Source organism: Pseudomonas sp. B40(2017), from assembly GCF_002112855.1.
In the GTDB taxonomy this organism is placed as follows: domain Bacteria; phylum Pseudomonadota; class Gammaproteobacteria; order Pseudomonadales; family Pseudomonadaceae; genus Aquipseudomonas; species Aquipseudomonas pharyngis.
Genome location: NZ_NEIT01000001.1, coordinates 109,639 through 133,746, shown reverse-complemented (window position 1 = coordinate 133,746; position 24,108 = coordinate 109,639). Strand labels below are relative to the sequence as shown.

Here is a 24,108-nt window from a genome sequence, read left to right as displayed (position 1 = left end):
CATTGATTTGAATAACCGTGTGGCGGGTTCGCTCGCCACCGAGGGCTCGCTCGTCCTCGAAAAACACCTACCCCCCGATTTTTTGCAGGAGCACCTATGACCCGTCCAAAGAAAGCCGAGCCCGCCGCGCACGCCGAACCCTCGCGCATCCGTGAAGGCCTGCCCTTCCCGCTCGGCGCGACCTGGGATGGTCTGGGGGTGAACTTCGCGCTGTTCTCCGCCAACGCCACCCGGGTCGAGCTGTGCATTTTCGACGATGCCGGCGAAGTCGAACTCGAACGCATCGAACTGCCGGAATACACCGACGAGATCTACCACGGCTATCTGCCCGATGCGCATCCGGGACTGATTTACGGTTACCGGGTCTACGGACCCTACGACCCGGCCAACGGCCACCGCTTCAACCACAACAAGTTGCTGATCGACCCCTATGCCAAGCAATTGGTGGGCGAATTGAAATGGTCCGAAGCGCTGTTCGGCTACACCATCGGCCACCCGGACGCCGACCTCAGTTTCGACGAGCGCGACAGCGCGCCCTTCGTCCCCAAGTGCAAGGTCATCGACCCGGCGCACACCTGGGGCCACGACCATCGCGTCAGCGTGCCGTGGGACAAGACCATCATTTACGAGACCCACGTGCGCGGCATCAGCATGCGCCACCCTTCGGTGCCGGAGAATGTGCGCGGCACGTTTGCCGGGTTGATGGTCGACGATGTGCTGGAGCACATCCGCAAACTCGGGGTGTCCACCGTCGAACTGTTGCCGATCCATGCCTTCGTCAATGACCAGCACTTGCTGCACAAGGGCATGACCAATTACTGGGGCTACAACAGCATCGCGTTCTTCGCCCCGGATCCGCGCTATCTGGCCAGCGGCAAAATTGCCGAGTTCAAGGAAATGGTCGCGCACCTGCACGACGCCAATCTCGAAGTGATTCTCGACGTGGTCTACAACCACACCGCCGAAGGCAACGAGCAAGGCCCGACCCTGTCGATGCGCGGGATCGACAACGCCTCGTACTACCGCTTGATGCCGGACGACAAGCGCTTCTACATCAACGATTCCGGCACCGGTAACACCCTCGACCTGAGCCACCCGTGCGTGCTGCAAATGGTCACCGACTCGCTGCGCTACTGGGCCAGTGAAATGCACGTCGACGGCTTCCGCTTCGACCTGGCGACCATCCTCGGTCGCTATCACGACGGCTTTGATGAACGGCACAGTTTCCTCGTGGCCTGCCGCCAGGATCCGGTGCTGCGCCAAGTGAAAATGATCGCCGAGCCCTGGGACTGTGGCCCCGGCGGTTATCAGGTCGGCAATTTCCCGCCGGGCTGGGTCGAGTGGAACGACAAGTTCCGCGACACCGTGCGTGCCTTCTGGAAAGGCGACGACGGCCAACTCGCCGACTTCGCCAGCCGCATGACCGCCTCCGGGGAAATGTTCAACCAGCGCGGTCGCCGGCCTTATTCGTCGGTCAACTTCGTCACTGCTCACGACGGTTTCACCCTCAACGATCTGGTGTCGTACAACGACAAGCACAATGAGGCCAACGACGAAAACAATCAGGATGGCAGCAACAACAACCTGTCCTGGAACCACGGCGTCGAAGGCCCCACCGACGACCCGGAAATCAATGCGCTGCGCCACCGGCAGATGCGCAACTTCTTCGCCACCCTGCTGCTGTCCCAAGGCACGCCGATGCTGGTGGCCGGTGACGAATTCGCTCGTACCCAGGACGGCAACAACAATGCCTACTGCCAGGACAGCGAGATCGGCTGGGTCAACTGGGACCTGAGCGAGGACGGCAAGGCGCTGCTGAAATTCGTCAAACGCCTGATCAAGTTGCGCCTGGCGTATCCGATCCTGCGACGCGGGCGGTTCCTGGTCGGCGAATACAACGAGGACATCGGCGTCAAGGACGTGACCTGGCTTGCGCCGGACGCCACGGAAATGACCACCGAGCACTGGCATGACGCGCAGAACCGCTGCATGGGCATGCTGCTTGACGGTCGTGCCCAGGAAACCGGGATCCGCCGCAAGGGTGGCGACGCCACGTTGCTGCTGGTGGTGAACGCCCATCACGACATCGTCAACTTCACCTTGCCGGAAGTGCCTGAAGGCAGTTTCTGGACGTGCATGATCGATACCAACCAGCCTTCGATCCGTGGCCAGGAGCGTTTTGAGTTCGGTCATGAGTACTCGGTCACCGGACGCTCGCTGTTGCTGTTTGAACTGCAACGCGAAGAAGAGGACTGACATGGACTTGCCCGTCTATCTCTCACGGCACGCGCCGGACTACCGCGACACTGCCGCCCTCGGCCTGTGTCTGCGGCAACTGGTTGAGGCCGGCCTCGATCGCCTGCCGTTACCCGGTAGCGGTCGTACGCTGGAGCGCTGGCAGAGGCTGTCCGAGGTCGGTGGGCACGATCTGGGGCTGTGCAAACTCTATGAAGGTCACACCGACGCGCTGACGATCATCGAGCAGCTCGGTGGCTCGCCGACACCCGGCAGCACGTGGGGCATGTGGGCAGCCGAACCACCGCAGGCGCGGGTTCGGGTCAGCCGTTCGGGGCAAATGGTGCGGTTGAATGGACGCAAGGCCTGGTGCTCCGGGGCGGCAGTGCTCAGTCATGCCCTGCTGACGGCGTGGGATGAGGACGATCATCAGCAACTGGTGGCCGTGGCCCTCGACCAACCGGGCGTGACCGTCACCGATCAAGGCTGGCAAGCGGTCGGCATGGCCGCCACCGGCAGCGTCGAGGTGCTGTTCGATGAGGTCGAGGCGCAGGCGATCGGCGATCCTGGCGACTACCTGCAACGTCCGGGTTTCTGGCACGGCGGGATCGGGATCGCCGCGTGCTGGTACGGCGCCGCGAGGGCGATCGGCGAACGCTTGCGCCAGCACTGTGCGCGGCGTGAGGACCCGCACGCACTGGCCAGTCTCGGCGCCGTCGACAGCGCGCTGCACGGCGCCGCACAGGTGCTGCGCGTCAGTGCCCTGGACATCGACAGCAATCCCGGAGCCGACGCCGAGTTGTTGGCCCGGCGTGTGCGTGCCGTGGTCGAGGACGCCGCTGCACAGGTCATGCGCGAGACTGGCCGGGCACTTGGCGCCGGGCCGTTCTGCAAGGACCTGCACTTTGCCCGCCTGGCGGCCGACCTGCCGGTGTATCTGCGCCAGAGCCATGCCGAACGGGATCTGGCAGTACTGGGCCAACTGGCTGCGCAGCAACCGCGCGAGGGTTGGGCCCTATGAAGCGCAATCCGATCATCGGTGAAGGAACCTCCTTGCATGAGTGGCAGGGCTCGCGTCATCTGGCAGCGGTGGAGAGCATCGACATTCTCGACCTGGTTCCGCCGGGATCCCGGGCCGTGGTGATCGCGCCGCACCCGGATGATGAAGTGCTCGGTTGCGGCGGGCTGTTGCAACAGCTCGCAGCGGCGGGCCGCACCCTGCAACTGATTTCGGTCACCGATGGCAGCGCCAGTCACCCTGGCTCGGAGCGCTGGCCGGTGGAGCGCCTGAGTGTGGTGCGCCCGCAGGAATCCGCCGAAGCCCTGCGTCGTCTCGGCCTGCCCATGCATCAGGTGCAATGGCTGCGCGGCGGCTTTCCCGACACTCAGGTCGCCGCGCGCGAGTCGATGCTGTGTGACTACTTGACCCGCTACCTGCAACCCGACGACGTGATCTTCACCACCTGGCGCGAAGACGGCCACAGCGACCATGAGGCCGTCGGCCGCGCCAGCGTCGAAGCAGCGTACCGCGTGGGTGCGATTTGCCACGAGCTGCCGGTCTGGACCTGGCACTGGGCGACGCCGGAAGACGCCATCGTGCCCTGGGAACGGGCGCGCAAGATTCTGCTCAGCCCGGCGCAGGTCGCACGCAAGCGTCACGCGGTGCACGCCTTCGCCAGTCAGCTGGAAGGCGATCCCGACGCAGGCCTGCCACCGGTGCTCGCGCCCTATGTCATCGACCGTTTGCTGCAACCGTTCGAGGTGGTCTTTCTATGAGCGTCGAGGATCGTTACTTCGAAGGCCTGTTCGCCGGCAATAACGACCCTTGGGGATTTCGCCAGCGCTGGTACGAGCAGCGTAAACGCCTGGTGACCCTGGCGGCACTGCCCCGCCCGCATTACCGCGCGATCTTCGAACCGGGTTGCGCCAACGGTGAACTGAGTGCCGCGCTGGCCGAACGCTGTGATCGACTGTTGTGCTGCGATACAAGCGCCGCCGCGGTGAATCTGGCGCGTACCCGGCTGAGCCTGTTCGACCACGCCGAGGTGCGGCAGGGTCGCCTGCCTGTTGACTGGCCTGAGGAAAAATTCGACCTGATCGTATTCAGCGAAATCGGCTACTACCTTGATCGACAGGATCTGACAGAGGTCATCCGTCGCATCAGCGATTCGTTGACGGCAGACGGTCAATTGCTGGCCTGTCACTGGCGCCCGCCCATCGATGGCTGCCCGCTCAATGCTCGCCAGGTCCATGACCTGATTCATGAACAGTTGCACCTGTCACGATTGGTCCTGCATCAGGAGGCAGATTTCCTGCTGGAAGTCTGGAGCCGCGAACCGCGTTCGGTGGCCGCGCTGGAGGGTTTGCGATGATTGGCATCCTGATCCCGGCACACAACGAAGAAGAGTGGCTCGATGACTGCCTGCAGGCCGCCCTGCGCGCCGCCGGGCATCCGATGCTGGTAGGTGAACCGGTGGAGATTCTGGTGGTGCTCGACAGTTGCACCGACCGTTCGGCGCATATCGTCAGCCAGTACCCTGTGCGGGCGCTGAGCATCGAGGCACGCAATGTCGGCCAGGCCCGAGCCATCGGTGCGCAACAGCTGCTTGATCGGGGTGCTCGCTGGATTTCCTGCACCGACGCCGACAGCCGCGTCGCCGAAGACTGGCTGGTGGAACAACTGGGATTGGGCACCGATGCCGTGTGCGGCACGGTGACGGTCGAGCGCTGGCATGACACCTTCGATGAAGCCGCGCAGATTCGCTATCACGGTCATTACCAGGCCTGCGAAGGACACCGGCACATCCATGGCGCCAATCTGGGCGTCAGCGCACAAGCTTACGTGCGTGCCGGAGGCTTCGAACCATTGACCTGTGACGAAGATGTGCGGCTGGTGCGCCAACTGGAGCTTTGCGGGGCCAGCATCGCCTGGAGTCATCGGCCGCAGGTCATTACCAGCGCCCGTCTGGACAGCCGCGCACGCGGTGGTTTTGGCGACTATCTGCGACAGTTGGCACAGACTGAATAAAAAAAAGCGGATCAGATTGATCTGTGACGCGACGAACCGCCCGTCTTGAGCAATACTCTGCTGCGCAGCAATCCAGGGTTCGGAGCGCTGCAGGGCTATCCACCAGCCTTCACGGGTCGAACACGCCTGGAGACCGGCGCTTGTGCGACTGAGGGCGAGACACAACAAGGACGTATCACTCATGAAACCGTTATCCCTCAGCGAAAACGGCCTGCCGGCGCAGATCTGGAACAGCGCCCCGCAGCTCGACAACATTCCCGTCATCAATACCCACACCTTGGTGCCACCCGGCGCCCGTGCCGTGGTCATCGCCCCGCACCCCGGCGATGAAGTGGTGACCTGCGGCGGTTTGCTGCAACTGCTTTCCAGCCTCGGACATCCCTTGCAACTGCTGTCGATCACCGATGGCAGCGCCAGTCATCCGGGCTCGCGCCAGTGGTCGGAAAAACGCCTGAGCGTTTTCCGCCCGCAGGAAAGCGTCGAAGCCCTGCGCCGCCTCGGTTTGCCGATGCACAGCCTGAAATGGGTGCGCGGCGGTTTTACCGACAAGGCCCTGCTCGACCAGGAAACCCAACTGACCGATTTCATCGCCCGCTACCTGCGCCCCGGTGATGTGGTCTTCAGCACCTGGTGCGAAGATGGCACCGCCGATCATGAAGTGGTCGGCCGGGCCAGTGCCAAAGCGGCGCAACAGGTCGGCGCCACTTACCACGACGTGCCGGTCTGGGCCTGGCACTGGCCGGAACGCGATCAGGGACAGATTCCGTGGCATCGCGCGCGCAAGCTGCGCCTCGACACCTGGACCGTCGCGCGCAAGAGCCACGCCACCCATGCCTACGCCAGCCAGCTCAATGGCGAACCGGCGATCGGAATCGCGCCACTGTTGCCCAAGTCGATACTGGAACGCATGCGCCTGCCCTACGAGATCGTCTTCGTCGATTGACTGTCCATCGGGCGCGGGCAGCCAGTCAAAGTGAACTGCCCGCGCCCGGATCAGTCGCATGAACAGGCAGTCATGATTCAGAGGAGTGAACGTGTCCAGCGATCCCAAGCGTCATGTCGTCGACGCGCAGACTTCCACCCCGTCCTCCATCCATCGCCTGCGGGTGCTGACGGTCAACACGCACAAGGGTTTCACCGCGCTCAATCGACGTTTCATCCTTCCGGAACTGCGTGAAGCGGTGCGCAGCACCTCGGCCGATCTGGTGTTTCTGCAGGAAGTGGTGGGCGAACACGAGCGGCATTCCAGCCGCTACCACGAATGGCCGCAAACCTCGCAGTACGAATTCCTTGCCGACAGTATGTGGAGTGACTTTGCCTACGGCCGCAATGCGGTCTATCCCGATGGCCATCACGGCAACGCCCTGCTGTCGAAATACCCGATCCGCGAATATCGCAATCTCGACGTCTCGATCACCGGCCCGGAACGGCGCGGGCTGTTGCACTGCGTACTGGATGTGCCGGGGCATGCCGAAGTGCATGCCATCTGCGTACACCTGAGCCTGCTCGAAAGCCATCGGCAATTGCAGTTGCAGCTGCTTTGTCAGTTGCTCGAATCCCTGCCCGACGATGCGCCAGTGATCATCGCCGGCGACTTCAATGACTGGCAGTTGCAGGGTAACGTCGCCCTCGCCCGCCGCGACTACCTGCACGAAGCCTTCGAACGCCACCACGGCCGCCCGGCCAAGACCTATCCCGCGCGCTTCCCGTTGCTGCGACTGGACCGGATCTACCTGCGCAATGCCAGCAGCCACGACCCGCAGATCCTCGGCAACAAACCGTGGACGCATCTTTCGGATCATTTGCCGCTGGCGGTTGAAGTGCATTTATAGCGCGATACTGACAGCTGTCCTTACATACGCAACGATGCGAAATTGGTCGCCAGGCCCGGTTTCGCAGACCGACTGTCGGCTGCAAAAAGTCTCTGCCTCGCGGCTTCCACAGCGATTAGCCCTACAAACAAGAACTTAGATAAATACGCAAAAACAAAAACTTGCATCACCTGTTTTGACTCGACCGCTCATCGTTCAATTTCTTGACGCAGCGGCTCGGGTCTTCTTAGCTCTACCTTACTACCCCCGGAAACACTACTCGGGGCGAACCCCAGGTCACTCGTCAAAAACGGGCGGCCACGGATTCGCCACGCTCCATTCGGTCGCCCCTCGTTCGGGGTAGGAGAGACGCCAAGGCGAGATACTGCATGCGCTAGCAAGGTAGACCTCCATGAAAACCTCACTCACCTCACAAGAGATCAAAGTTACCTTTTGCACCGTTTCAAGTTCTATCTTGCTGTGCTCGTCCATGGAGGCGCAGGCGGGTCCTGTGGCGGACGAAGCAACACCCTGGTATCGCCAGGACATTCCCGTCATGACCCTCCCCGCCACGGTCGTGACACCAGGCCCGCAACGGCTCAGCCCACAGCCGGACCTGCGCGGTACAAAGCTGATTACCGAAGACCTCGCCCCCTCGGCCTGGGAGCAGCTTTACGGACCGACGTCCCGTCAGGCGCAAACCGACGTCATCAATTCGGGCTTCGCCATGCCCGGCACGGGCGAATCCAAGGGTCCCGCCGTACTGACGCTGAAGAGCAACAGCGGCCACACCCAGCAGGTCGGGCTGATCGGCGGGGTCAATCAGATCCGGGGCAATGGCAACGGCCTGATCACCAGCCGCGCCCTCGCCGACCCGACCACCGACACTCTCAACTTGCAAGGCCAGAGCCTGGGCGCCTACTACAGCCTGATCGGCCCACAAGGCTGGCACGTCGATCTGTCGGCCAGTGGCGGCCGGGTCAGCGGTTTCAGCCGTAACGAGCAAGGCGCACGCCTGGCCACCGAAGGCAGCGCGATGACGCTGTCGGTGGAAGGCGGATTCCCGATCGGTCTGGGTGAAAACTGGGTGGTTGAACCGCAGGCGCAATTGATCAACCAGCGCATCACCCTGGACACACCCTATGCGGGCTCGGGCAATGCGTCTTCCAGCGATATTTCATCTTGGAGCGGCCGGGTCGGTGCACGCTTGAAAGGTAGCTATGACCTGAACGGCTTGCCGGTCGAACCCTACGTGCGCACGAACCTGTGGCACACGGTGTATACCGGCAACACGGTGACGCTGGATCAGGTGGACAAGATCAGCAGCAGCCGCAAGTCCTCGACCGTGGAAGTCGGCCTGGGGCTGGTGGCGAGGATGACACCGACGGTGAGCCTGTACGTCAGCGCCGATTACAGCAGCGACGTGGACGACAACGACCTGAACGGGTTGATTGGCAGCCTGGGGATCCGGATGCGCTGGTGAGCACCCGTATGATCGTTCCCACGCGGAGCGTGGGAACGATCTCGCGTGGGGTCAGCCCTCAGGTTTGAGGATCAACACCGCCAGCGGCGGCAGGTTCAGCTCCAGCGACAACGCCTGCCCATGGCTGGCCACCTCTTCGGTGAACGCCCCGCCACCATTGCCATAGTTGGAACCGGCGTAGGTGTCGGCATCACTGTTGAGCAATTCCTTCCAGCGCCCGGCAAACGGCACACCGACCCGGTACGACTGGCGCGGCACCGGGGTGAAGTTGGCCACCACCAGCACTGGCGTGCCGTCCTTGCTCCAGCGCAACCAGGCGTAAACGCTGTTGATCGCATCATCACCGATCAACCACTGAAAGCCTTGCGGCGCATCGTCCTGCTCGTGCAGCGCTGGCTCTTCGCGGTAGAGCCGGTTGAGGTCGCCGACCAGTTTCTGCACGCCTTGGTGTTCCGAATATTGCAGCAGATACCAGTCCAACTGCTGGTCGTGATTCCACTCACGCCATTGGCCAAACTCGCAGCCCATGAACAGCAACTTCTTGCCCGGATGGGTCCACATGAAGCTCAGGTAGGCGCGCAGATTGGCGAATTTCTGCCAACGGTCGCCGGGCATCTTGTCGATCAGCGAATGCTTACCGTGCACCACCTCGTCGTGGGAAATCGGCAGGATGAACCGCTCGGACCAGGCGTAGACCAGACCGAAACTCAACTCGTTGTGGTGATGGGCGCGGTACACCGGATCCTGCTGGATGTAATGCAGCGAATCGTGCATCCAGCCCATGTTCCATTTGTAAGCGAAACCGAGACCGCCCTGCTGGGTGCTCTGGCTGACGCCCGGCCACGCTGTGGACTCCTCGGCGATCACCAGCGCGCCCGGCGCTTCCAGTGCCACCACGTCGTTCAAGTGCCGCAGAAAGTCGATGGCTTCCAGGTTCTCGCGACCGCCATGACGATTGGGCACCCACTCGCCGGCCTTGCGCGAATAATCGCGATAGAGCATCGACGCCACCGCATCGACCCGCAGCCCATCAACGTGGAAATGCTTCAACCAGTGCAGCGCCGACGCCAGCATGTAGCCGTGCACTTCGGTGCGGCCCAGGTTGTAGATCAGCGTGTCCCAGTCCTGATGAAAACCTTCTTGCGGATTGCCGTACTCATACAACGCCGTGCCATCGAACTGCGCCAGACCGTGGGTATCGGTGGGGAAATGCGCGGGCACCCAGTCGAGAATCACACCGATGCCAGCCTGGTGGCAGGCATTGACGAAATCGCCGAACTCCTCGGGCGTGCCGTATCGCGCACTCGGAGCGAACTGCGACAGCAACTGATAGCCCCACGAACCGCCGAACGGGTGCTCCATGATCGGCATCAGTTCAATGTGGGTGAAGCCCAGCTCCTTCACGTAGGGAATCAAACGCTCGGCCAGTTCCGGCCAGGTGTACTGACGCGCCACTTCGCCGAGATCATCGAGTTCGCACTGCCAGGATCCGGCGTGCAATTCATAGATCGACAGCGGCGCGCTGTGCTGCTGTCGCTCGTGGCGGCTGCTCATCCAGTCCTGATCCTGCCAGTCGATCTGCAACGGTGCGGCGACTTTTGACGCAGTGTCCGGCGGCAGGCTGGTGGCCAGCGCCATCGGGTCGGCCTTGAGCGGCAGGATGCCGTGAGCACCGAGGATTTCGTATTTGTACAGCTCGCCCGCCTGCAGGCGCGGAATGAACAATTCCCACACGCCAGACGGATGTCGCAGGCGCATCGGATGCCGCCGGCCGTCCCAGACGTTGAAATCGCCGACCACCGACACCCGCCGGGCATTCGGCGCCCACACGGCAAAGCGCACACCGTCGACGCCATCGACGGTTTTCAGCTGCGCGCCGAGGCAGCTGCTGAGGTCGCGGTGATTGCCTTCGGCGAACAGATACAAGTCCATTTCACCGAGCAACTGACCAAAGCTGTAGGGATCTTCCGCGACCTGTTCACCACCGGCCCAGCGGGTGCGCAACAGGTACGGCCGCGCGCCCTCGAAATGCCCGACAAACAGCCCCGGCGTTTCGGTAGCCTCCAGCGGACCGAGTTCTTCGCCACTGTTTTTATCGACAACAGAAACACTCAACGCGCCGGGCAGATACGCCCGGATAAACTGCCCGCCGGCGCCATCGCCGTGGGGGCCAAGAATGGAAAACGGGTCGTGGTGTTCTGCGCGCACCAAGGCATCAATGTCTTTTGCAGTGGGCAGCAATCTTTCTTTAGCGTGACCCTGTTCCCTGTTCGAGAAACTCATGACTACTCTCCACCAAGATCGTAAAAGGGTTTGAGCCCCGTCAATAACCCATACAGACCGTGCAGCGGCACGGGCAGCCAGGTGGGGCGATTTTCGGCTTCATAGGCCACTTCGTAGGCCGCTTTCTCCAGACCGAACAACGCCAGTGCGGCGTCGGCACCTTCAGGATCTTGCCAGGCATGATCAAGACTAGCTGCCGCTTGGCGATATGCCTGGAGAAATGCTTCCCGGGCTTCGCGCAGGTAACGCTCCGTGACCCGCCGACGCGCGGCTTCGGCCTCGGGGCTGTTGTCGACGTTGTGCACATTCAGGGCCATGGCCGCGGCATAGTCGAAGGAGCGCAGCACTCCGCTGACGTCCTTGTACGGACTGTGCTTGCCACGGCGCTCGGCCAGTGGCCGCGCCGGTTCGCCTTCGAAATCGATCAGGTACGCGTCGCCCTTGATCACCAGCACCTGCCCCAAATGCAGGTCGCCGTGCACACGAATCCGCAGACCGCCGGCGGATTGCTTGGCCAGTTCCTGAACGTGGGCAAGGATGGTTTTCTTGTTGTCGAGCAAACGAGCGACCAGCTTCTGATCCGCCGCATTGAGCTCGCCCTGATGCTGTTTGAGCAGCTTCAGCGCATGCTCGACCTGCGCCGCGACATCCTTGCCGCTCGCCTGGGCATCCTTGGCCGAACTGACTTGCGGCGCGAAGTCCTTGTTGTCGCTCGGCGCTGCCAGTACCTGATGCATTTCCCCCAGACGCTGGCCGAGCATCCCGGCGAAATCCTTCAGTTCGCCCAAGGCGTTGTAGTGTTGCGCCTGCTCGGACACCGCGTCGGCCAGTTCGTCGCGCAGTGCACGTTCGAGGTTGTTCTGCGTCCATTCCCAGGCGTCGCCCTGATTGCTCAGATAGCCCTGTGCAATCATCAACAGATTGTCTTCGCCCTTCCCGTCCCGACGAATCACCGAGCCGAGCAGCGGTGAGATATTGGCAAATCCGGCCGCGGTCAGGTAAGCGCTCATCTCCAGTTCCGGGTGTACGCCGGAAGCGACTTTGCGGATCAGCTTGAGCACCAGACTGTTGCCGATCACCACCGAGCTGTTGGATTGCTCGGCGGACAGATAGCGCACTTCGGATTCCGCGCCGAGGCCGAGTTTTTCCAGTTGCGGCGTCGCCTCGAAACGGATCTCGCCATCACTGGACTCCAGCACCGTACCGCCCTGCATACCTTGCAGCACCGCGCGAACAAATGCTTCAAGGCTGAAGGCATCAGTAATCAAGCCGACCTGGCGAACCCGGCGCACTCGGGCCAGGGCCAGTTGTTGCGGCAATGCCGGCCCGACCTGATCTTCGGCAATGAAGCCGAACGGCAGTTGATACCGGCTGGTTTGCCCGCCGCTCTGCACTTCGATTTCGCTGAACAACACCGGATGCTGCGCATCGCCGAAGCGCACGCCGTAGGCCAGTTTCACCTGTTCGATGGCCGCGTCCTTGCCGGCAAACCAGCGGCGGTTCTGCAGCCAGCTCGGCAGGATCGCCTGTTCGAGGGTGGCCCGGGACGGTGCTTCGAGCAGTTCCTCCATGCGCTTTTTCAGCACCAGCGTGGTGAAGTCCGGCAGGCTCTGCGCAGGTTCCACGTGCCAGCTCGGCATCTGGTTTTCCGCCGCCAGGCCGAACCAGTAGAACCCGTAAGGCGGCAGGGTCAGCAGGAAACTCAGCTGGCCGATGGGCGGGAACGCGTTACCACCGAGCATTTCCACCGGCACCATGCCGACGTAAGCCGACAGGTCGAGTTCCACCGCTTGTGCACTGCGTGACACGTTGGCTACGCACAGAATGATTTCGTGCTTGCCGTCCGGCCCGGTGTATTCGCGGGTGTAGGCCAGAACGCGACGGTTGGCCGGCGACAACATCTTCAAGGTGCCACGACCGAACGCCTTGGATTGCTTGCGCACGGTCAGCAGGCGTCGGGTCCAGTTCAGCAGCGAATGCGGGTCGCCGGCCTGGGTTTCGACGTTGACCGACTGATAGCCGTATTGCGGGTCCATGATCGGCGGCAGTACCAGACTGGCCGGGTCGGCGCGAGAGAAGCCGCCGTTGCGGTCGATCGACCATTGCATCGGCGTACGCACGCCGTCGCGGTCGCCGAGGTAGATGTTGTCGCCCATGCCGATTTCATCGCCGTAATACAGGGTCGGCGTGCCAGGCATCGACAGCAGCAGGCTGTTGAGCAGTTCGATGCGGCGGCGGTCACGTTCCATCAACGGCGCCAGACGCCGGCGGATGCCGAGGTTGATCCGTGCGCGACGGTCGGCCGCGTAGTAATTCCACAGGTAGTCGCGTTCCTTGTCGGTGACCATCTCCAGCGTCAGTTCATCGTGGTTGCGCAGGAAGATCGCCCATTGGCAGTTAGCCGGGATCTCCGGGGTCTGGCGCAGGATGTCGGTGATCGGAAAGCGATCTTCCTGGGCCAGGGCCATGTACATGCGCGGCATCAGCGGAAAGTGGAACGCCATGTGGCATTCGTCGCCATTCACGCCCTCGGCGTCGGTATCACCAAAATACAGCTGGGTGTCTTCGGGCCATTGGTTGGCTTCGGCCAGCAGCATGCGATCAGGGTAATTGGCGTCAATCTCGGCGCGGATCTGCTTGAGGACGTCGTGGGTTTCCGGAAGGTTTTCGTTGTTGGTGCCGTCGCGCTCGATCAGGTACGGAATCGCGTCCAGGCGCAGGCCGTCGATGCCCATGTCCAGCCAATAGCGCATGACCGACAGCACGGCTTTCATGACTTGCGGGTTATCGAAATTAAGGTCCGGCTGGTGTGAATAGAAGCGGTGCCAGAAGTATTGGCCCGCCACCGGGTCCCAGGTCCAGTTGGACTTTTCGGTGTCGAGAAAAATGATCCGGGTGCCGTCGTATTTCTGGTCGTCATCCGACCACACGTAGAAGTCCCGCGCCGCCGAGCCTGGCTTCGCCTTGCGCGCTCGCTGGAACCACGGGTGCTGATCGGAGGTGTGGTTGATGACCAGCTCGGTGATCACCCGCAGGCCACGCTTGTGTGCTTCGGCAATGAACCGTTTGGCGTCGGCCATCGTCCCGTAATCGCTGTGGACGCCCCGGTATTCGGCGATGTCGTAACCGTCGTCGCGGCGTGGCGAGGGGTAGAACGGCAACAGCCAGATGGTGTTGACGCCAAGATCGGCGATGTAATCGAGTTTGGCGATCAGGCCGGGAAAGTCACCGATCCCGTCGTTATTCGAGTCGAAAAAGGATTTGACGTGAACTTGATAGATGACCGCGTCCTTGTACCAGAGCGGGTCTTTGATGAAGGTGGCAGCCTTGGGTTTCTTCGCCATGTGAAACTCCTGTTCAATTCTATAAACACGGTGAGCCGATCACTTGGCTCGCAAAACGATGAGCACCCTGTGGGAGCGAGCCTGCTCGCGAATTCGAGTTGGCAGGCAACCTATGTATTGAATGTTGGCCCGCATTTGCGAGCAGGCTCGCTCCCACAGGGGCTCTGTGTTCAGGCAGTGATGCGCCAGATTCCGAACGGCTGATACGCCGGGTCGATCCGCATGAATTGGTACTTGCCGTGCCAGTCCCAGCGATGGCCGTTCATCAGGTCTTCGCCGTGGGTGGTGGCATCGTCCGGCAGGCCCATTTCCCACAGCGGCAGCTCGAAATTCGCCTCCTGTACGTTATGCGGATCCAGGCTGACGGCCACCAGAATGAAGTTGCTGCCGTCCGCGCTGCGCTTGCCGAAATACAGAATGTTGTCGTTCCAGGCGTTGTAGATCTTCAGTCCCAGATGGCTGTGCAGCGCCGGGTTCTGGCGGCGGATGCGGTTGAGCTGGGCGATCTCGGCAATGATGTTGCCGGGCTGGTTGAAGTCGCGGACGCGGATCTCGTACTTCTCGGAATCGAGGTATTCCTCCTTGCCCGGCACTGGCGCCGATTCGCACAGTTCAAACCCCGAGTACATGCCCCACAGGCCCGAACCCATGGTCGCCAGCGCGGCGCGAATGAGGAATCCGGGACGTCCCGACTCATGCAGGAACGCCGGGTTGATGTCCGGAGTGTTGACGAAGAAGTTGGGCCGGTAGCACTCGCGCCACGGCGACTCATTCAGCTCGCTGAAATAGGTCGCCAGTTCGGTCTTGGTGTTGCGCCAGGTGAAATAGGTGTAGCTCTGGGTGTAACCGACCTTGCCCAGCCGCGCCATCATCGCCGGGGTGGTGAAAGCCTCGGCGAGGAAAATCACTTCCGGGTACAGCGTACGGACATCGGCGATCAACCATTGCCAGAACGGCAGCGGCTTGGTGTGCGGGTTGTCGACGCGAAAGATCTTCACGCCCTCCTGCACCCAGCCGATCACAATGTCGCGCAACTCGACCCACAGACTCGGAATCGCTTCCGGCGCATAGAAGTCGACGTTGACGATGTCCTGGTATTTCTTCGGCGGGTTCTCCGCGTATTTGATCGTGCCGTCCGGTCGCCAGTTGAACCAGCCCGGATGCTGCTTGAGCCACGGGTGATCCTGGGAACACTGAATGGCGAAATCGAGGGCGATTTCCAGACCATGGTCAGCGGCAGCGGCCACCAGCCGACGGAAGTCCTCACGGGTGCCGAGTTGCGAGTGAATCGCTTCGTGGCCGCCCTCCTCGCTGCCGATCGCATACGGACTGCCGGGATCGTCCGGGCCGGCGGTCAGGGAGTTGTTGCGACCCTTGCGATGGCTGCGACCAATCGGGTGGATCGGCGTGAAATACAACACGTCGAAGCCCATGTCCTGAATCATCGGCAGGCGCGAGTGCACGTCATTGAAGGTGCCGTGGCGGGCGGGATCGTCGGTGATCGAGCGGGGAAACAGTTCGTACCAACTGGCGAATTCCGCCAATTCGCGCTCGACGTCCACCGGGAATTCCGCACTGAGGCTCAGGTAGGCGCGGTGATCGGCCTCGGCCATCAGTTGCGCACTGCGCGAGTGCAGAAACAACGCGACCTGCTCGGTTTCGAGCAGGCCGGACAATTCGTGGTGCAAGCCGGCCAGTTGTTCGCTGAGCTGACCTTCGCTGCGCTCGGCGGCCTGCTGCACCATGGTGCGTCCCTCTTGCAGCTCGAGGCTGACCGGGACGCCGGCGGTGTGCTTTTTCTCCAGTTCGTACTGAAAACTGGCGAACTGGTCGATCCAGGCTTCGATCAGGAACAGATAACGGCCCATGCGCTGCGGCTGAAACACACCGCGCCAGCCATTGTTGCCCTGATCGCTCATGACTTCGGTCTGCCAGGTCTCGTCACCCTCTTCGCGCCAGCGGATGCGCACCGCCAGTTTGTCGTGACCGTCGGCGAACACTTTGCTGGTGACCACGATCTCCCGACCAGCGATTGCCTTGACGGCAAATTGCCCGCCGTCGAGGGTCGGCATGGTGTTTTCAATGACGATGCGCGGCAACAGCAAGGCCTGCGACAGCGGCATGTGCGGGTTGTAACTCTGTTCGGAAGGTTTTTCAGCAGTCATTGAGCATCTCTCCTTAACGCCCCAAGGACGCTCGTTTGCCTGTTTGGCGGTCACGGTCGGGCCTGGGCCCGGATGAACTCTCTCAGGTTCCGAGCGGCCGTCGCCGGGAAAAGTTCACAGGGATTTGCCGCGCTACAAAATCGGATCGATTTCGCAGTGAAGTGGTCAATCCACTTAAGCACGTCCCACGCCAAGTGCCACACGGAGGTTCACCCGATGACTATTCCAATTCCCGCTGAAACACCCGATCCGAACATCGACAAACCGACCCTGCCCGAAACCGAACCGCAACCGATCCCTGAACAGGAGCCGCCTGGCACCACGCCACCGCCCAAGGAAGAACCGCCGACGACCATGCCGCCGGTAATCGTCTGATCAGCGTAGGTCGTTGTGGTCTTTCTCGATGCGGTCCTTCTCGATGTGATCCTTTTCGAAGACCCTGACGATCCGCGGCATGACACTGAATATTCCCAACGCGAGCAACGTACTGAGCACCGCCGTCGCCTCGCGGCCCAGACCGGCCGCGACGCCGATGGCGGCGGTCATCCACAGGCCGGCGGCGGTGGTCAGGCCCTTGACGTGGCCTTCGTCGCCTTCATGGTTCTTGAGGATGGTGCCGGCGCCGAGAAAGCCGATCCCGGCAATCACGCCCTGCACCACCCGGCTCATGGCGTCGGCCTGGGAACCGGACAATTGCGGTACCAGCACGAACAACGCCGCGCCAAGGGCTACCAGCATGTGCGTTCGCACCCCGGCGGCCTTGCCCTTGTGCTCGCGCTCAAACCCGAGAATCCCGCCCAATATGGCCGCCATCAACAGGCGCACGGTGATCCGGGTCAGCTGCGACGCATCGCCGATGTCGGCGAATTCCGCTTGCAGTGTTTCCCACACTTCATGCCACCAGGCGTTCATCGTCCAGTCCTTGTTATAAGTTGATAAAGGATGGACAGCGCCGACCATTAATCGGTTGCGTAGAACGATCTGCAGAACCGCGCACCCTAACGTCTCAGACTCCCGTGAAAAAAAAGGACAACCCCATGCCCCTTCGTATCGATGAAAGCAATCCGGAATCGAAAGTCTGTTTTTTCACCGTTGAGAATGGTGAGGAAATCCGGATCTGCGACACGCTGGAAGTCAGGACAGATAGCGAAAAAGCCATGTCGTTCGTCGAGGTGGAAGGACGGCGCATCTACGTCACCGAAGCCGAAGCGGACGCATTGACCGTCGCAGGCGCCCGGGATGGGCGCAAACACCTGAAGGCCGACGACAGTGATTCGGTGATTTGACTGACCTCGATCAACAACCGGCGCAGAGCTCTGGGATAGGCCTCTGCGCTTTGGCCTGCGGGCTGCTTCAAGTTGTCGCAGGCGTGGCAGAACAGCCCATCTGATACGCTTTTTATTGAAATACCTGAGTCTGTTATGCAAACAGATCGGCGCTCATAGTTCCCTGGCCTGATGGAGGCTGATGAGCGAACGACCATGAGCGAACGAATCCCCGTCCGAACCGTAGAAGCATCTCCCCGGATAAAAAAAGTACCGGCGCGCCCAATGAAGGCGAAACACGCCACCAGCGACAACCAGATCTTCACCCGCAGCTTCACCGGCCTGTTCCGCACCTTGCGCATGAGCGGCGCGGGGTTTCTGTTTCTGCTGTTCTTCGGCACGGTATGGCTGAACTGGGGCGGACGTCAGGCGGTGCTCTGGGACCTTTCCGAAAGCAAGTTCCACATCTTTGGCGCGACCTTCTGGCCGCAGGATTTCATTCTGCTCTCGGCGCTGCTGATCATCGCCGCGTTCGGCCTGTTCGCGATTACCGTGTTCGCCGGCCGGGTCTGGTGTGGCTACACCTGCCCGCAGAGTTCGTGGACGTGGATTTTCATGTGGTGCGAGAAGATCACCGAAGGCGAGCGCAACCAGCGGATCAAATTGCAGGCGGCGCCGTGGAGCCTGAACAAACTGGCGCGGCGTGCGGCCAAGCACACGCTGTGGCTGGCAATCAGCGTGCTGACCGGCCTGACCTTCGTCGGCTACTTCACCCCGATCCGGCCACTGGCCGAAGAACTGCTGACCTTGCAGATCGGCGGCGTCAGTCTGTTCTGGGTGCTGTTCTTCACCGCCGCCACCTACATCAATGCCGGCTGGCTGCGTGAAGCGGTGTGCATGCACATGTGCCCGTATGCGCGGTTCCAGAGCGTGATGTTCGACAAGGACACCCTGACGATTTCCTACGACGCCGCCCGTGGCGAAAACCGGGGCCCGCGCAAACGCGAGATCAAACCGGCCGAGGCCGGCCTCGGTGATTGCATCGACTGCCAGTTGTGCGTGCAGGTCTGCCCGACCGGTATCGACATCCGCGACGGCCTGCAAATGGAATGCATCGGCTGCGCGGCATGCATCGACGCCTGCGATTCGATCATGGACAAGATGAATTACGCTCGCGGCCTGATTCGCTATACCTCCGAGCGTGAGTTGCAGGGTGGCAAGACCCATCTGCTGCGTCCAAGGCTGATCGGCTACGTCGCGGTGCTGGTGGTGATGATCGGTGCCCTCGCCCTGGCGTTGGTGGAACGACCGATGGTGTCGCTGGACGTGACCAAGGACCGTGGCCTGTTTCGTGAAAACGGTCTGGGCCAGATCGAAAACATCTACACCCTCAAGGTCATCAACAAAACCCAGCAGCGGCAGGACTACAACCTGACGCTGGTGGACGGTGAAGGCTTCGAGCTGCAAGGCAAGACCGAACTGAGCCTGGCGCCAGGCGAGATCGTCGATGTGCCGGTGTCGGTGGCGATGACCTCCGAACGCCCGGCCAGCAGCTCGCAGACCTTGAGCTTCAAGATTGCCGACAGTGATGAGCCGGGGATTTATAGCGTGGCGAAGAGCCGGTTTGTTGCGCCGATGAATCGGTGAGCCGTTAGAATCTCCCCCCTCACCCCAGCCCTCTCCCCCGAGGGGGCGAGGGGGAAAGGGAGCAGATCTCAGTTGCTTGCAAACCCGAGTTCGACTCCGGACTTTCAAGTCGGCGTAACTCGAACAAACAACTCGTTCAGTCCCCTCTCCCTCCGGGAGAGGGCTAGGGTGAGGGGGCTTTTCCCTGACACTCTACACATTCAACCAGCACCAAGGCCCCCGATGAAACGCTACGAAAAATTCGCCGACGACATCGCTGAACTGATCCGCTCCGGCGTCCTCGGCCCCGGTCAGCGGGTGCCGTCGGTGCGCTACGCGAGCCAGACCTACGGCGTCAGCCCGTCCACGGTGTTCCAGGCCTATTACCTGCTGGAACGTCGCGGCCTGATCCGCGCCCGCCCGCGCTCCGGCTACTTCGTCAATACCCACGCCCCGAGCCCGTTCTCGGAGCCGGTGATCAGCAGCCAGGTCAACGAGTCCACCAAGGTCGACGTCAGCGAACTGGTGTTCTCGGTGCTCGAATCAATCAAAGACCCGAGCACCGTGCCATTCGGCTCGGCGTTCCCCAGCCCGACCCTGTTCCCGCTGCAACGCCTGTCCCGCTCGCTGGCCAGCGCCGCTCGGGAGATGGATCCGCGCATGGTGGTCACCGACATGTCGCCGGGCAACCCGCAACTGCGTCGGCAGATCGCCCTGCGCTACATGGTCGGCGGCCTGATGCTGCCGATGGAAGAATTGCTGATCACCAACGGCGCCCTCGAAGCGCTGAACCTGTGCCTGCAAGCCGTGACCGAACCCGGTGATCTGGTGGCCATCGAAGCCCCGGCGTTTTACGCCAGCCTGCAAGTGCTGGAACGCCTGAAGCTCAAAGCCGTGGAAATCCCCGTGCACCCGCGCGACGGCATCGACCTCGGCGTGCTCGCCCAGACACTGGAACGACACCCGATCAAGGCCTGCTGGTGCATGACCAGTTTCCAGAACCCGATGGGCGCGACCATGCCCGAGGCCAAGAAACAGGAACTGGTGGAACTGCTGAAACAGCATCAGGTGCCGCTGATCGAAGACGACGTCTACGCCGAACTCTATTACGGCCAGCAGGCGCCGAAACCCGCCAAGGCCTTCGACACCGAAGGGCTGGTGATGCACTGCGGCTCGTTCGCCAAGAGCCTGGCCCCCGGCTACCGCATCGGCTGGGTCGCCGCCGGCCGCTACGCACAGAAAATCGAACGACTGAAACTGATGACCTCGCTGTGCGCCTCGATGCCCGCACAAGCAGCCATCGCCGACTACCTGCAACACGGCGGCTACGACCGTCACCTGCGCAAACTGCGCTATGCCCTGGAAGAACAGCAAAGCGCCATGCTCGCGGCCATCGCCCGCTACTTCCCGGCGCAGACGCGCGTCAGCCAACCGGCCGGCGGTTACTTCCTGTGGCTGGAACTGCCACCGCAGATGGATTCGTTGAAGTTGTTTCAGATGGCGTTGGCGCAGGGGATCAGCATTGCGCCGGGGCCGATCTTTTCGCCGACCCAGCGCTTCAGGAATTGCATTCGATTGAACTACGGCAGCCCGTGGACCGAGGATGCGGAGAAGGCGATGGAGACGCTGGGGCGGATTGTGCGGTCGTTTTGAGGAATAGATATTGCCTGATCGATTGCAATCGCCAGCAGGCTGGCTCCCACAGGGAAATGTATTCCAAATGTGGGAGCCAGCCTGCTGGCGATTAGGTCGGTCGCTGCAATAGAAAGATCGGGCTTAGCGCCCGCCGCCGAGATCGACGAAAGTGCCGGTGGCATACGAAGCCTTGTCCGATAGCAACCAGACAATCGCCTCCGCCACTTCATCCGGCCGCCCGCCCCGGGCCATCGGAATGGCCGACTCCAGCTTGCTGACCCGATCCGGGTCGCCGCTCAAGGCGTGGAAGTCGGTATAGATGTAACCCGGACGCACCGCGTTGACCCGAATCCCCTCGCCTGCCACTTCCTTGGACAGCCCGATGGTGAACGTGTCGAGCGCGCCTTTGGACGCCGCGTAATCGACATACTCATTCGGCGAGCCCAGCCGCGCGGCGACCGAAGAAACATTGACGATGCTGCCACCCTGCCCGCCGTGTTTGGGCGACATGCGCAGGATCGCGTGCTTGGCGCAGAGGATCGGCGCCAGCACATTGGTTTTCATGATCTTGAGAATGCGGAATTCGGACATTTCGTCGACCCGGGATTTTTGCCCCACGGTGCCGGCGTTGTTGACCAGGGCGGTGACGCGGCCCAGTTCGGTGTCAACCCGGTGAAACAGCGCAATCACTTCGTCTTCGATACTGACGTCGGCACGCACGGCGATGGCCGTGGCGCCGCGCTCACGCACCTGGTCCAGCACGTGGTGAGCGGCCTGTTCGTCGGTCTGGTAATTGATGCAGATCCGATAGCCTTGCTCGGCAGCCAACAGCGCGGTGGCGGCGCCGATTCCACGACCACCGCCGGTGATCACAATGACTTTATCCATGCTGGCCTTTCCCCCGATGCACACGTAACAGTCGGGGCAAGAATAACCGTCATTGCAGGGTTTTGCATGACCTGCGATTAGCGGCTCAGCTCACCGCCAATTGTTTGCCGCGCACGATGTCCTGCAGGAAGCGATCCGCCGGCATCGGGTGACCGAGCAGATAACCTTGCAGTGAATCGCAGCCCAGTTGCGTCAGGAAGTCCTGCTGCGAATCGGTTTCCACGCCTTCAGCCACGATGCGCAGCCCCAGCGCCTGACCGAGGGCGACGATCGCCGAGACGATGGCCGCGTCATCGCTGTCGTGTTCCAGATCGCGGACGAAACCGCGATCGATCTTCAACTCGTTGGCCGGCAGACGCTTGAGGTACATCAGGCTCGAATAACCGGTGCCGAAGTCGTCGATGGACAGATCGACGCCCATGTCGGACAGTTCCTGCAACACCGTCATGCTCGCATCGGCGTCACTCATGGCGGTGGTTTCAGTGATTTCCAGGGTCAGGCTGTTGGCCGGTAAATGGTGGGTGGCCAAGGCCTTGGCCACGCTGCTTACCAGCCCTGCATGGCAGAACTGCAACGCCGACAGGTTCACCGCAATTCGCCAGTCGGTGTAGCCCAGTACGTACCACTCGCGCATCTGCCGGCAGGCTTCATTGAGCACCCACTCGCCAATCGGAATGATCAGCCCGGTCTTCTCCGCCAGATCGATGAACTTGTCCGGCATCAGCATGCCCTGGGTCGGGTGCTCCCAGCGCAACAAGGCTTCGGCACCGACCGGACGACCGTCGGCCGCATGGAATTTGGGTTGGTAATGCAGGCTGAACTCGCCATGCTCCAGCGCCGCCCGCAAGTCCTGCAGCAATTGCAGTTGCTTGCGCGCGTTGCTGTTCATCGAAACGTCGAAGAAGCTGTAACCGTTCTTGCCGCCGCCCTTGGCGTGGTACATCGCGGCGTCAGCGTTCATCAGCAGTTCCTGGGCGCTCTCCCCGTTGCCGGGGTACAGGGCAATGCCGACGCTGGCGGAAATCTGCAACTCATGCTCGGCGACCCGGAACGACCGGGCGATCAACCCGACCTGACGCGCCGCCAGACCCAGCGCATCGTTGGGTTCGGTCAGGCGCACCAGCAGGACAAACTCATCGCCGCCGATCCGCGCCAGTGTGTCGAGGCTGCGCAAGTCTTCGCGCAGGCGCACCGCCACTTCGCGCAGCAACTGGTCGCCCATGTGGTGACCAAAAGCGTCGTTGACCGGTTTGAAGCCGTCCAGATCGATGAACATCAAAGCAAAACAGCCGCCCTGCTCGTTGACCTTTTTCATCGCTTGATTGATCCGGTCATCCAGCAGCATGCGGTTGGGCAGGCCGGTCAGAGTGTCGTGCAACGCCAGCTGGGTGAGTTCGCGGTTGGCCACGGTCAACGAATGGGCCAGATCAGCGGTGCGGGCTTCGAGGCGCGCGTCGAGAATCGAGGTCAGCAGCGCGATGGCCAGCACCGCCAGCGTGGTGATCAGTACCAGATTGTCGAGACCGTTGCCGTTCAGGCCGCTGAGTGCCGCGCCGCAGAAACTGCCGTCGGGAAACCGCGCCGCCGCCATACCGGTGTAGTGCATGCCGACAATCGCCACGCCCATGACAATCGCCGCCCCGGCTCGGAACAGCCGCACGTAAGGCGAGTGCTGACGCAGGCGAAAGGCAATCCACAGCGCAGCCGCCGACGCCCCTACGGCAATCAGCAGCGAAGCGCCGAACAGTGTCGGATCGTAGTCGATGCCCGGTTGCATACGCATCGCGGCCATGCCGGTGTAATGCATCGCGCTGATGCCGGCGCCCATGATCAGCGCGCCAAAGGCCAGTTGCCAGGCCGGCAGTTTCGGCTGGCTGACCAGCCACAGGGCAAAACCGCAGGACAGCACGGCGATCAGCAATGAGAGCGCGGTGATTGAAATGTCGTAACCGAGGCTGATCGGCAGCTTGAATGCCAGCATGCCAATGAAGTGCATCGACCAGACGCCGACGCCCATGGCAAACGCCCCGCCGGCCGTCCACAAATGCACGGCGCGGCCCTTGGCAGTAGCAATGCGCCCGGTGAGATCGAGCGCGGTGTAGGAAGCGAGGATCGCCACACACAGCGAAATGAAAACCAGCGTGAAGGAGTAGCTACCGATGAGCATGGGAATTCTCGTGACCACCCCGCCGTACTGCGTCCGTTCTCCGCGGGGCCAAATGCGCCGATTGTACTGATTGCGCAGAAGAACGCACTGACAAAGTAATCAAATGGCCATCAACCCGATGAAACGCTTGTTTGATCGTCGGACAAGGCTCTGGAGTGCTGCTTTGACAGAGCGTCCG

The 24,108-nt window shown here is 61.9% G+C and carries 18 protein-coding genes; 12 read left to right on the top strand and 6 right to left on the bottom strand.

All coding sequences use genetic code 11. The features are described 5' to 3' along the window. The first annotated feature begins 96 nt into the window (after positions 1 to 96). From glgX to CAF76_RS00545, 8 genes are all read left to right on the top strand, one after another. Positions 97 to 2,256, top strand: a complete 2,160-nt coding sequence (glgX, locus tag CAF76_RS00580) for a glycogen debranching protein GlgX (protein ID WP_064596299.1) — start codon at positions 97 to 99, stop codon at positions 2,254 to 2,256. Position 2,257: 1 nt separating this feature from the next. Beyond that, positions 2,258 to 3,256 carry an acyl-CoA dehydrogenase family protein gene (locus CAF76_RS00575; RefSeq protein ID WP_085646460.1) on the top strand — a complete coding sequence of 333 codons (999 nt, stop codon included), beginning with the start codon at positions 2,258 to 2,260 and terminating at the stop codon, positions 3,254 to 3,256. Continuing rightward, the gene (locus CAF76_RS00570) at positions 3,253 to 4,011 is read left to right on the top strand and encodes a PIG-L deacetylase family protein (RefSeq protein ID WP_085646459.1); all 759 of its coding nucleotides are present in this window, start codon (positions 3,253 to 3,255) and stop codon (positions 4,009 to 4,011) included. Before CAF76_RS00575 ends, CAF76_RS00570 begins: the two co-directional genes overlap by 4 nt. Further along, positions 4,008 to 4,607, top strand: coding sequence for a class I SAM-dependent methyltransferase (locus CAF76_RS00565; protein ID WP_064596295.1), 600 nt, complete (start codon positions 4,008 to 4,010; stop codon positions 4,605 to 4,607). The genes CAF76_RS00570 and CAF76_RS00565 overlap by 4 nt, the downstream gene beginning before the upstream one ends. After that, on the top strand, positions 4,604 to 5,263 hold the full coding sequence (locus CAF76_RS00560) for a glycosyltransferase family 2 protein (protein ID WP_085646458.1): 660 nt from the start codon (positions 4,604 to 4,606) through the stop codon (positions 5,261 to 5,263). Before CAF76_RS00565 ends, CAF76_RS00560 begins: the two co-directional genes overlap by 4 nt. A gap of 181 nt (positions 5,264 to 5,444) precedes the next feature. Next, entirely contained in the window at positions 5,445 to 6,206 is a 762-nt protein-coding gene (locus CAF76_RS00555) for a PIG-L deacetylase family protein (RefSeq protein WP_064596291.1), read from the top strand. A gap of 91 nt (positions 6,207 to 6,297) precedes the next feature. Further along, positions 6,298 to 7,095 (top strand): endonuclease/exonuclease/phosphatase family protein, encoded by a 798-nt coding sequence (locus tag CAF76_RS00550; RefSeq protein ID WP_085646850.1) that lies wholly within the window; start codon positions 6,298 to 6,300, stop codon positions 7,093 to 7,095. Between the two features lie 391 nt (positions 7,096 to 7,486). After that, positions 7,487 to 8,557: an autotransporter outer membrane beta-barrel domain-containing protein gene (locus CAF76_RS00545; RefSeq protein WP_085646457.1), complete on the top strand. Its 1,071-nt coding sequence runs from the start codon at positions 7,487 to 7,489 to the stop codon at positions 8,555 to 8,557. A 51-nt stretch (positions 8,558 to 8,608) separates the two neighbouring features. Here the strand turns inward: CAF76_RS00545 and glgB are convergent, their stop codons facing one another. The 3 genes from glgB to CAF76_RS00530 all read right to left on the bottom strand — a co-directional run bounded on the left by glgB (position 8,609) and on the right by CAF76_RS00530 (position 16,349). Further along, positions 8,609 to 10,840 carry a 1,4-alpha-glucan branching protein GlgB gene (gene glgB, locus CAF76_RS00540; protein WP_085646456.1) on the bottom strand — a complete coding sequence of 744 codons (2,232 nt, stop codon included), beginning with the start codon at positions 10,838 to 10,840 and terminating at the stop codon, positions 8,609 to 8,611. A 2-nt stretch (positions 10,841 to 10,842) separates the two neighbouring features. Beyond that, entirely contained in the window at positions 10,843 to 14,184 is a 3,342-nt protein-coding gene (treS, locus tag CAF76_RS00535; RefSeq protein ID WP_085646455.1) for a maltose alpha-D-glucosyltransferase, read from the bottom strand. 170 nt (positions 14,185 to 14,354) lie between these two features. Next, positions 14,355 to 16,349, bottom strand: a complete 1,995-nt coding sequence (locus tag CAF76_RS00530; RefSeq protein WP_085646454.1) for an alpha-1,4-glucan--maltose-1-phosphate maltosyltransferase — start codon at positions 16,347 to 16,349, stop codon at positions 14,355 to 14,357. Positions 16,350 to 16,565: 216 nt separating this feature from the next. Between CAF76_RS00530 and CAF76_RS28680 the strand changes: the two genes are divergently transcribed. Continuing rightward, complete coding sequence (locus CAF76_RS28680) at positions 16,566 to 16,724, top strand: hypothetical protein (RefSeq protein ID WP_165369575.1); 159 nt, start codon at positions 16,566 to 16,568, stop codon at positions 16,722 to 16,724. Here CAF76_RS28680 and CAF76_RS00525 read toward each other — a convergent pair whose 3' ends face one another. Beyond that, positions 16,725 to 17,261, bottom strand: coding sequence for an MgtC/SapB family protein (locus tag CAF76_RS00525; RefSeq protein ID WP_039768121.1), 537 nt, complete (start codon positions 17,259 to 17,261; stop codon positions 16,725 to 16,727). It abuts the gene before it with no gap. A gap of 125 nt (positions 17,262 to 17,386) precedes the next feature. On the opposite strand from CAF76_RS00525, the gene CAF76_RS00520 reads away from it, so the two are divergent. The 3 genes from CAF76_RS00520 to mapR all read left to right on the top strand — a co-directional run bounded on the left by CAF76_RS00520 (position 17,387) and on the right by mapR (position 20,893). Next, positions 17,387 to 17,635, top strand: a complete 249-nt coding sequence (locus tag CAF76_RS00520) for a DUF3203 family protein (protein WP_007952135.1) — start codon at positions 17,387 to 17,389, stop codon at positions 17,633 to 17,635. Between the two features lie 195 nt (positions 17,636 to 17,830). Beyond that, on the top strand, positions 17,831 to 19,261 hold the full coding sequence (gene ccoG / locus CAF76_RS00515) for a cytochrome c oxidase accessory protein CcoG (protein ID WP_085646453.1): 1,431 nt from the start codon (positions 17,831 to 17,833) through the stop codon (positions 19,259 to 19,261). 222 nt (positions 19,262 to 19,483) lie between these two features. Further along, positions 19,484 to 20,893 (top strand): GntR family transcriptional regulator MpaR, encoded by a 1,410-nt coding sequence (gene mapR / locus CAF76_RS00510; protein ID WP_039772397.1) that lies wholly within the window; start codon positions 19,484 to 19,486, stop codon positions 20,891 to 20,893. A gap of 123 nt (positions 20,894 to 21,016) precedes the next feature. Here mapR and CAF76_RS00505 read toward each other — a convergent pair whose 3' ends face one another. After that, on the bottom strand, positions 21,017 to 21,763 hold the full coding sequence (locus tag CAF76_RS00505) for an SDR family oxidoreductase (RefSeq protein ID WP_039772394.1): 747 nt from the start codon (positions 21,761 to 21,763) through the stop codon (positions 21,017 to 21,019). Between the two features lie 85 nt (positions 21,764 to 21,848). Next, positions 21,849 to 23,930 carry a bifunctional diguanylate cyclase/phosphodiesterase gene (locus CAF76_RS00500; RefSeq protein WP_085646452.1) on the bottom strand — a complete coding sequence of 694 codons (2,082 nt, stop codon included), beginning with the start codon at positions 23,928 to 23,930 and terminating at the stop codon, positions 21,849 to 21,851. Between the last annotated feature and the right edge of the window lie 178 nt (positions 23,931 to 24,108).

What these genes read in the sequence shown, in the direction of transcription:
- glgX (WP_064596299.1), top strand. Translation starts at nt 97, where the DNA reads ATGACCCGTCCAAAGAAAGCCGAGCCCGCCGCGCACGCCGAACCCTCG.
- CAF76_RS00575 (WP_085646460.1), top strand. Translation starts at nt 2,258, where the DNA reads ATGGACTTGCCCGTCTATCTCTCACGGCACGCGCCGGACTACCGCGAC.
- CAF76_RS00570 (WP_085646459.1), top strand. Translation starts at nt 3,253, where the DNA reads ATGAAGCGCAATCCGATCATCGGTGAAGGAACCTCCTTGCATGAGTGG.
- CAF76_RS00565 (WP_064596295.1), top strand. Translation starts at nt 4,008, where the DNA reads ATGAGCGTCGAGGATCGTTACTTCGAAGGCCTGTTCGCCGGCAATAAC.
- CAF76_RS00560 (WP_085646458.1), top strand. Translation starts at nt 4,604, where the DNA reads ATGATTGGCATCCTGATCCCGGCACACAACGAAGAAGAGTGGCTCGAT.
- CAF76_RS00555 (WP_064596291.1), top strand. Translation starts at nt 5,445, where the DNA reads ATGAAACCGTTATCCCTCAGCGAAAACGGCCTGCCGGCGCAGATCTGG.
- CAF76_RS00545 (WP_085646457.1), top strand. Translation starts at nt 7,487, where the DNA reads ATGAAAACCTCACTCACCTCACAAGAGATCAAAGTTACCTTTTGCACC.
- glgB (WP_085646456.1), bottom strand. Translation starts at nt 10,840, where the DNA reads ATGAGTTTCTCGAACAGGGAACAGGGTCACGCTAAAGAAAGATTGCTG.
- treS (WP_085646455.1), bottom strand. Translation starts at nt 14,184, where the DNA reads ATGGCGAAGAAACCCAAGGCTGCCACCTTCATCAAAGACCCGCTCTGG.
- CAF76_RS00530 (WP_085646454.1), bottom strand. Translation starts at nt 16,349, where the DNA reads ATGACTGCTGAAAAACCTTCCGAACAGAGTTACAACCCGCACATGCCG.
- CAF76_RS28680 (WP_165369575.1), top strand. Translation starts at nt 16,566, where the DNA reads ATGACTATTCCAATTCCCGCTGAAACACCCGATCCGAACATCGACAAA.
- CAF76_RS00525 (WP_039768121.1), bottom strand. Translation starts at nt 17,261, where the DNA reads ATGAACGCCTGGTGGCATGAAGTGTGGGAAACACTGCAAGCGGAATTC.
- CAF76_RS00520 (WP_007952135.1), top strand. Translation starts at nt 17,387, where the DNA reads ATGCCCCTTCGTATCGATGAAAGCAATCCGGAATCGAAAGTCTGTTTT.
- ccoG (WP_085646453.1), top strand. Translation starts at nt 17,831, where the DNA reads ATGAGCGAACGAATCCCCGTCCGAACCGTAGAAGCATCTCCCCGGATA.
- mapR (WP_039772397.1), top strand. Translation starts at nt 19,484, where the DNA reads ATGAAACGCTACGAAAAATTCGCCGACGACATCGCTGAACTGATCCGC.
- CAF76_RS00505 (WP_039772394.1), bottom strand. Translation starts at nt 21,763, where the DNA reads ATGGATAAAGTCATTGTGATCACCGGCGGTGGTCGTGGAATCGGCGCC.
- CAF76_RS00500 (WP_085646452.1), bottom strand. Translation starts at nt 23,930, where the DNA reads ATGCTCATCGGTAGCTACTCCTTCACGCTGGTTTTCATTTCGCTGTGT.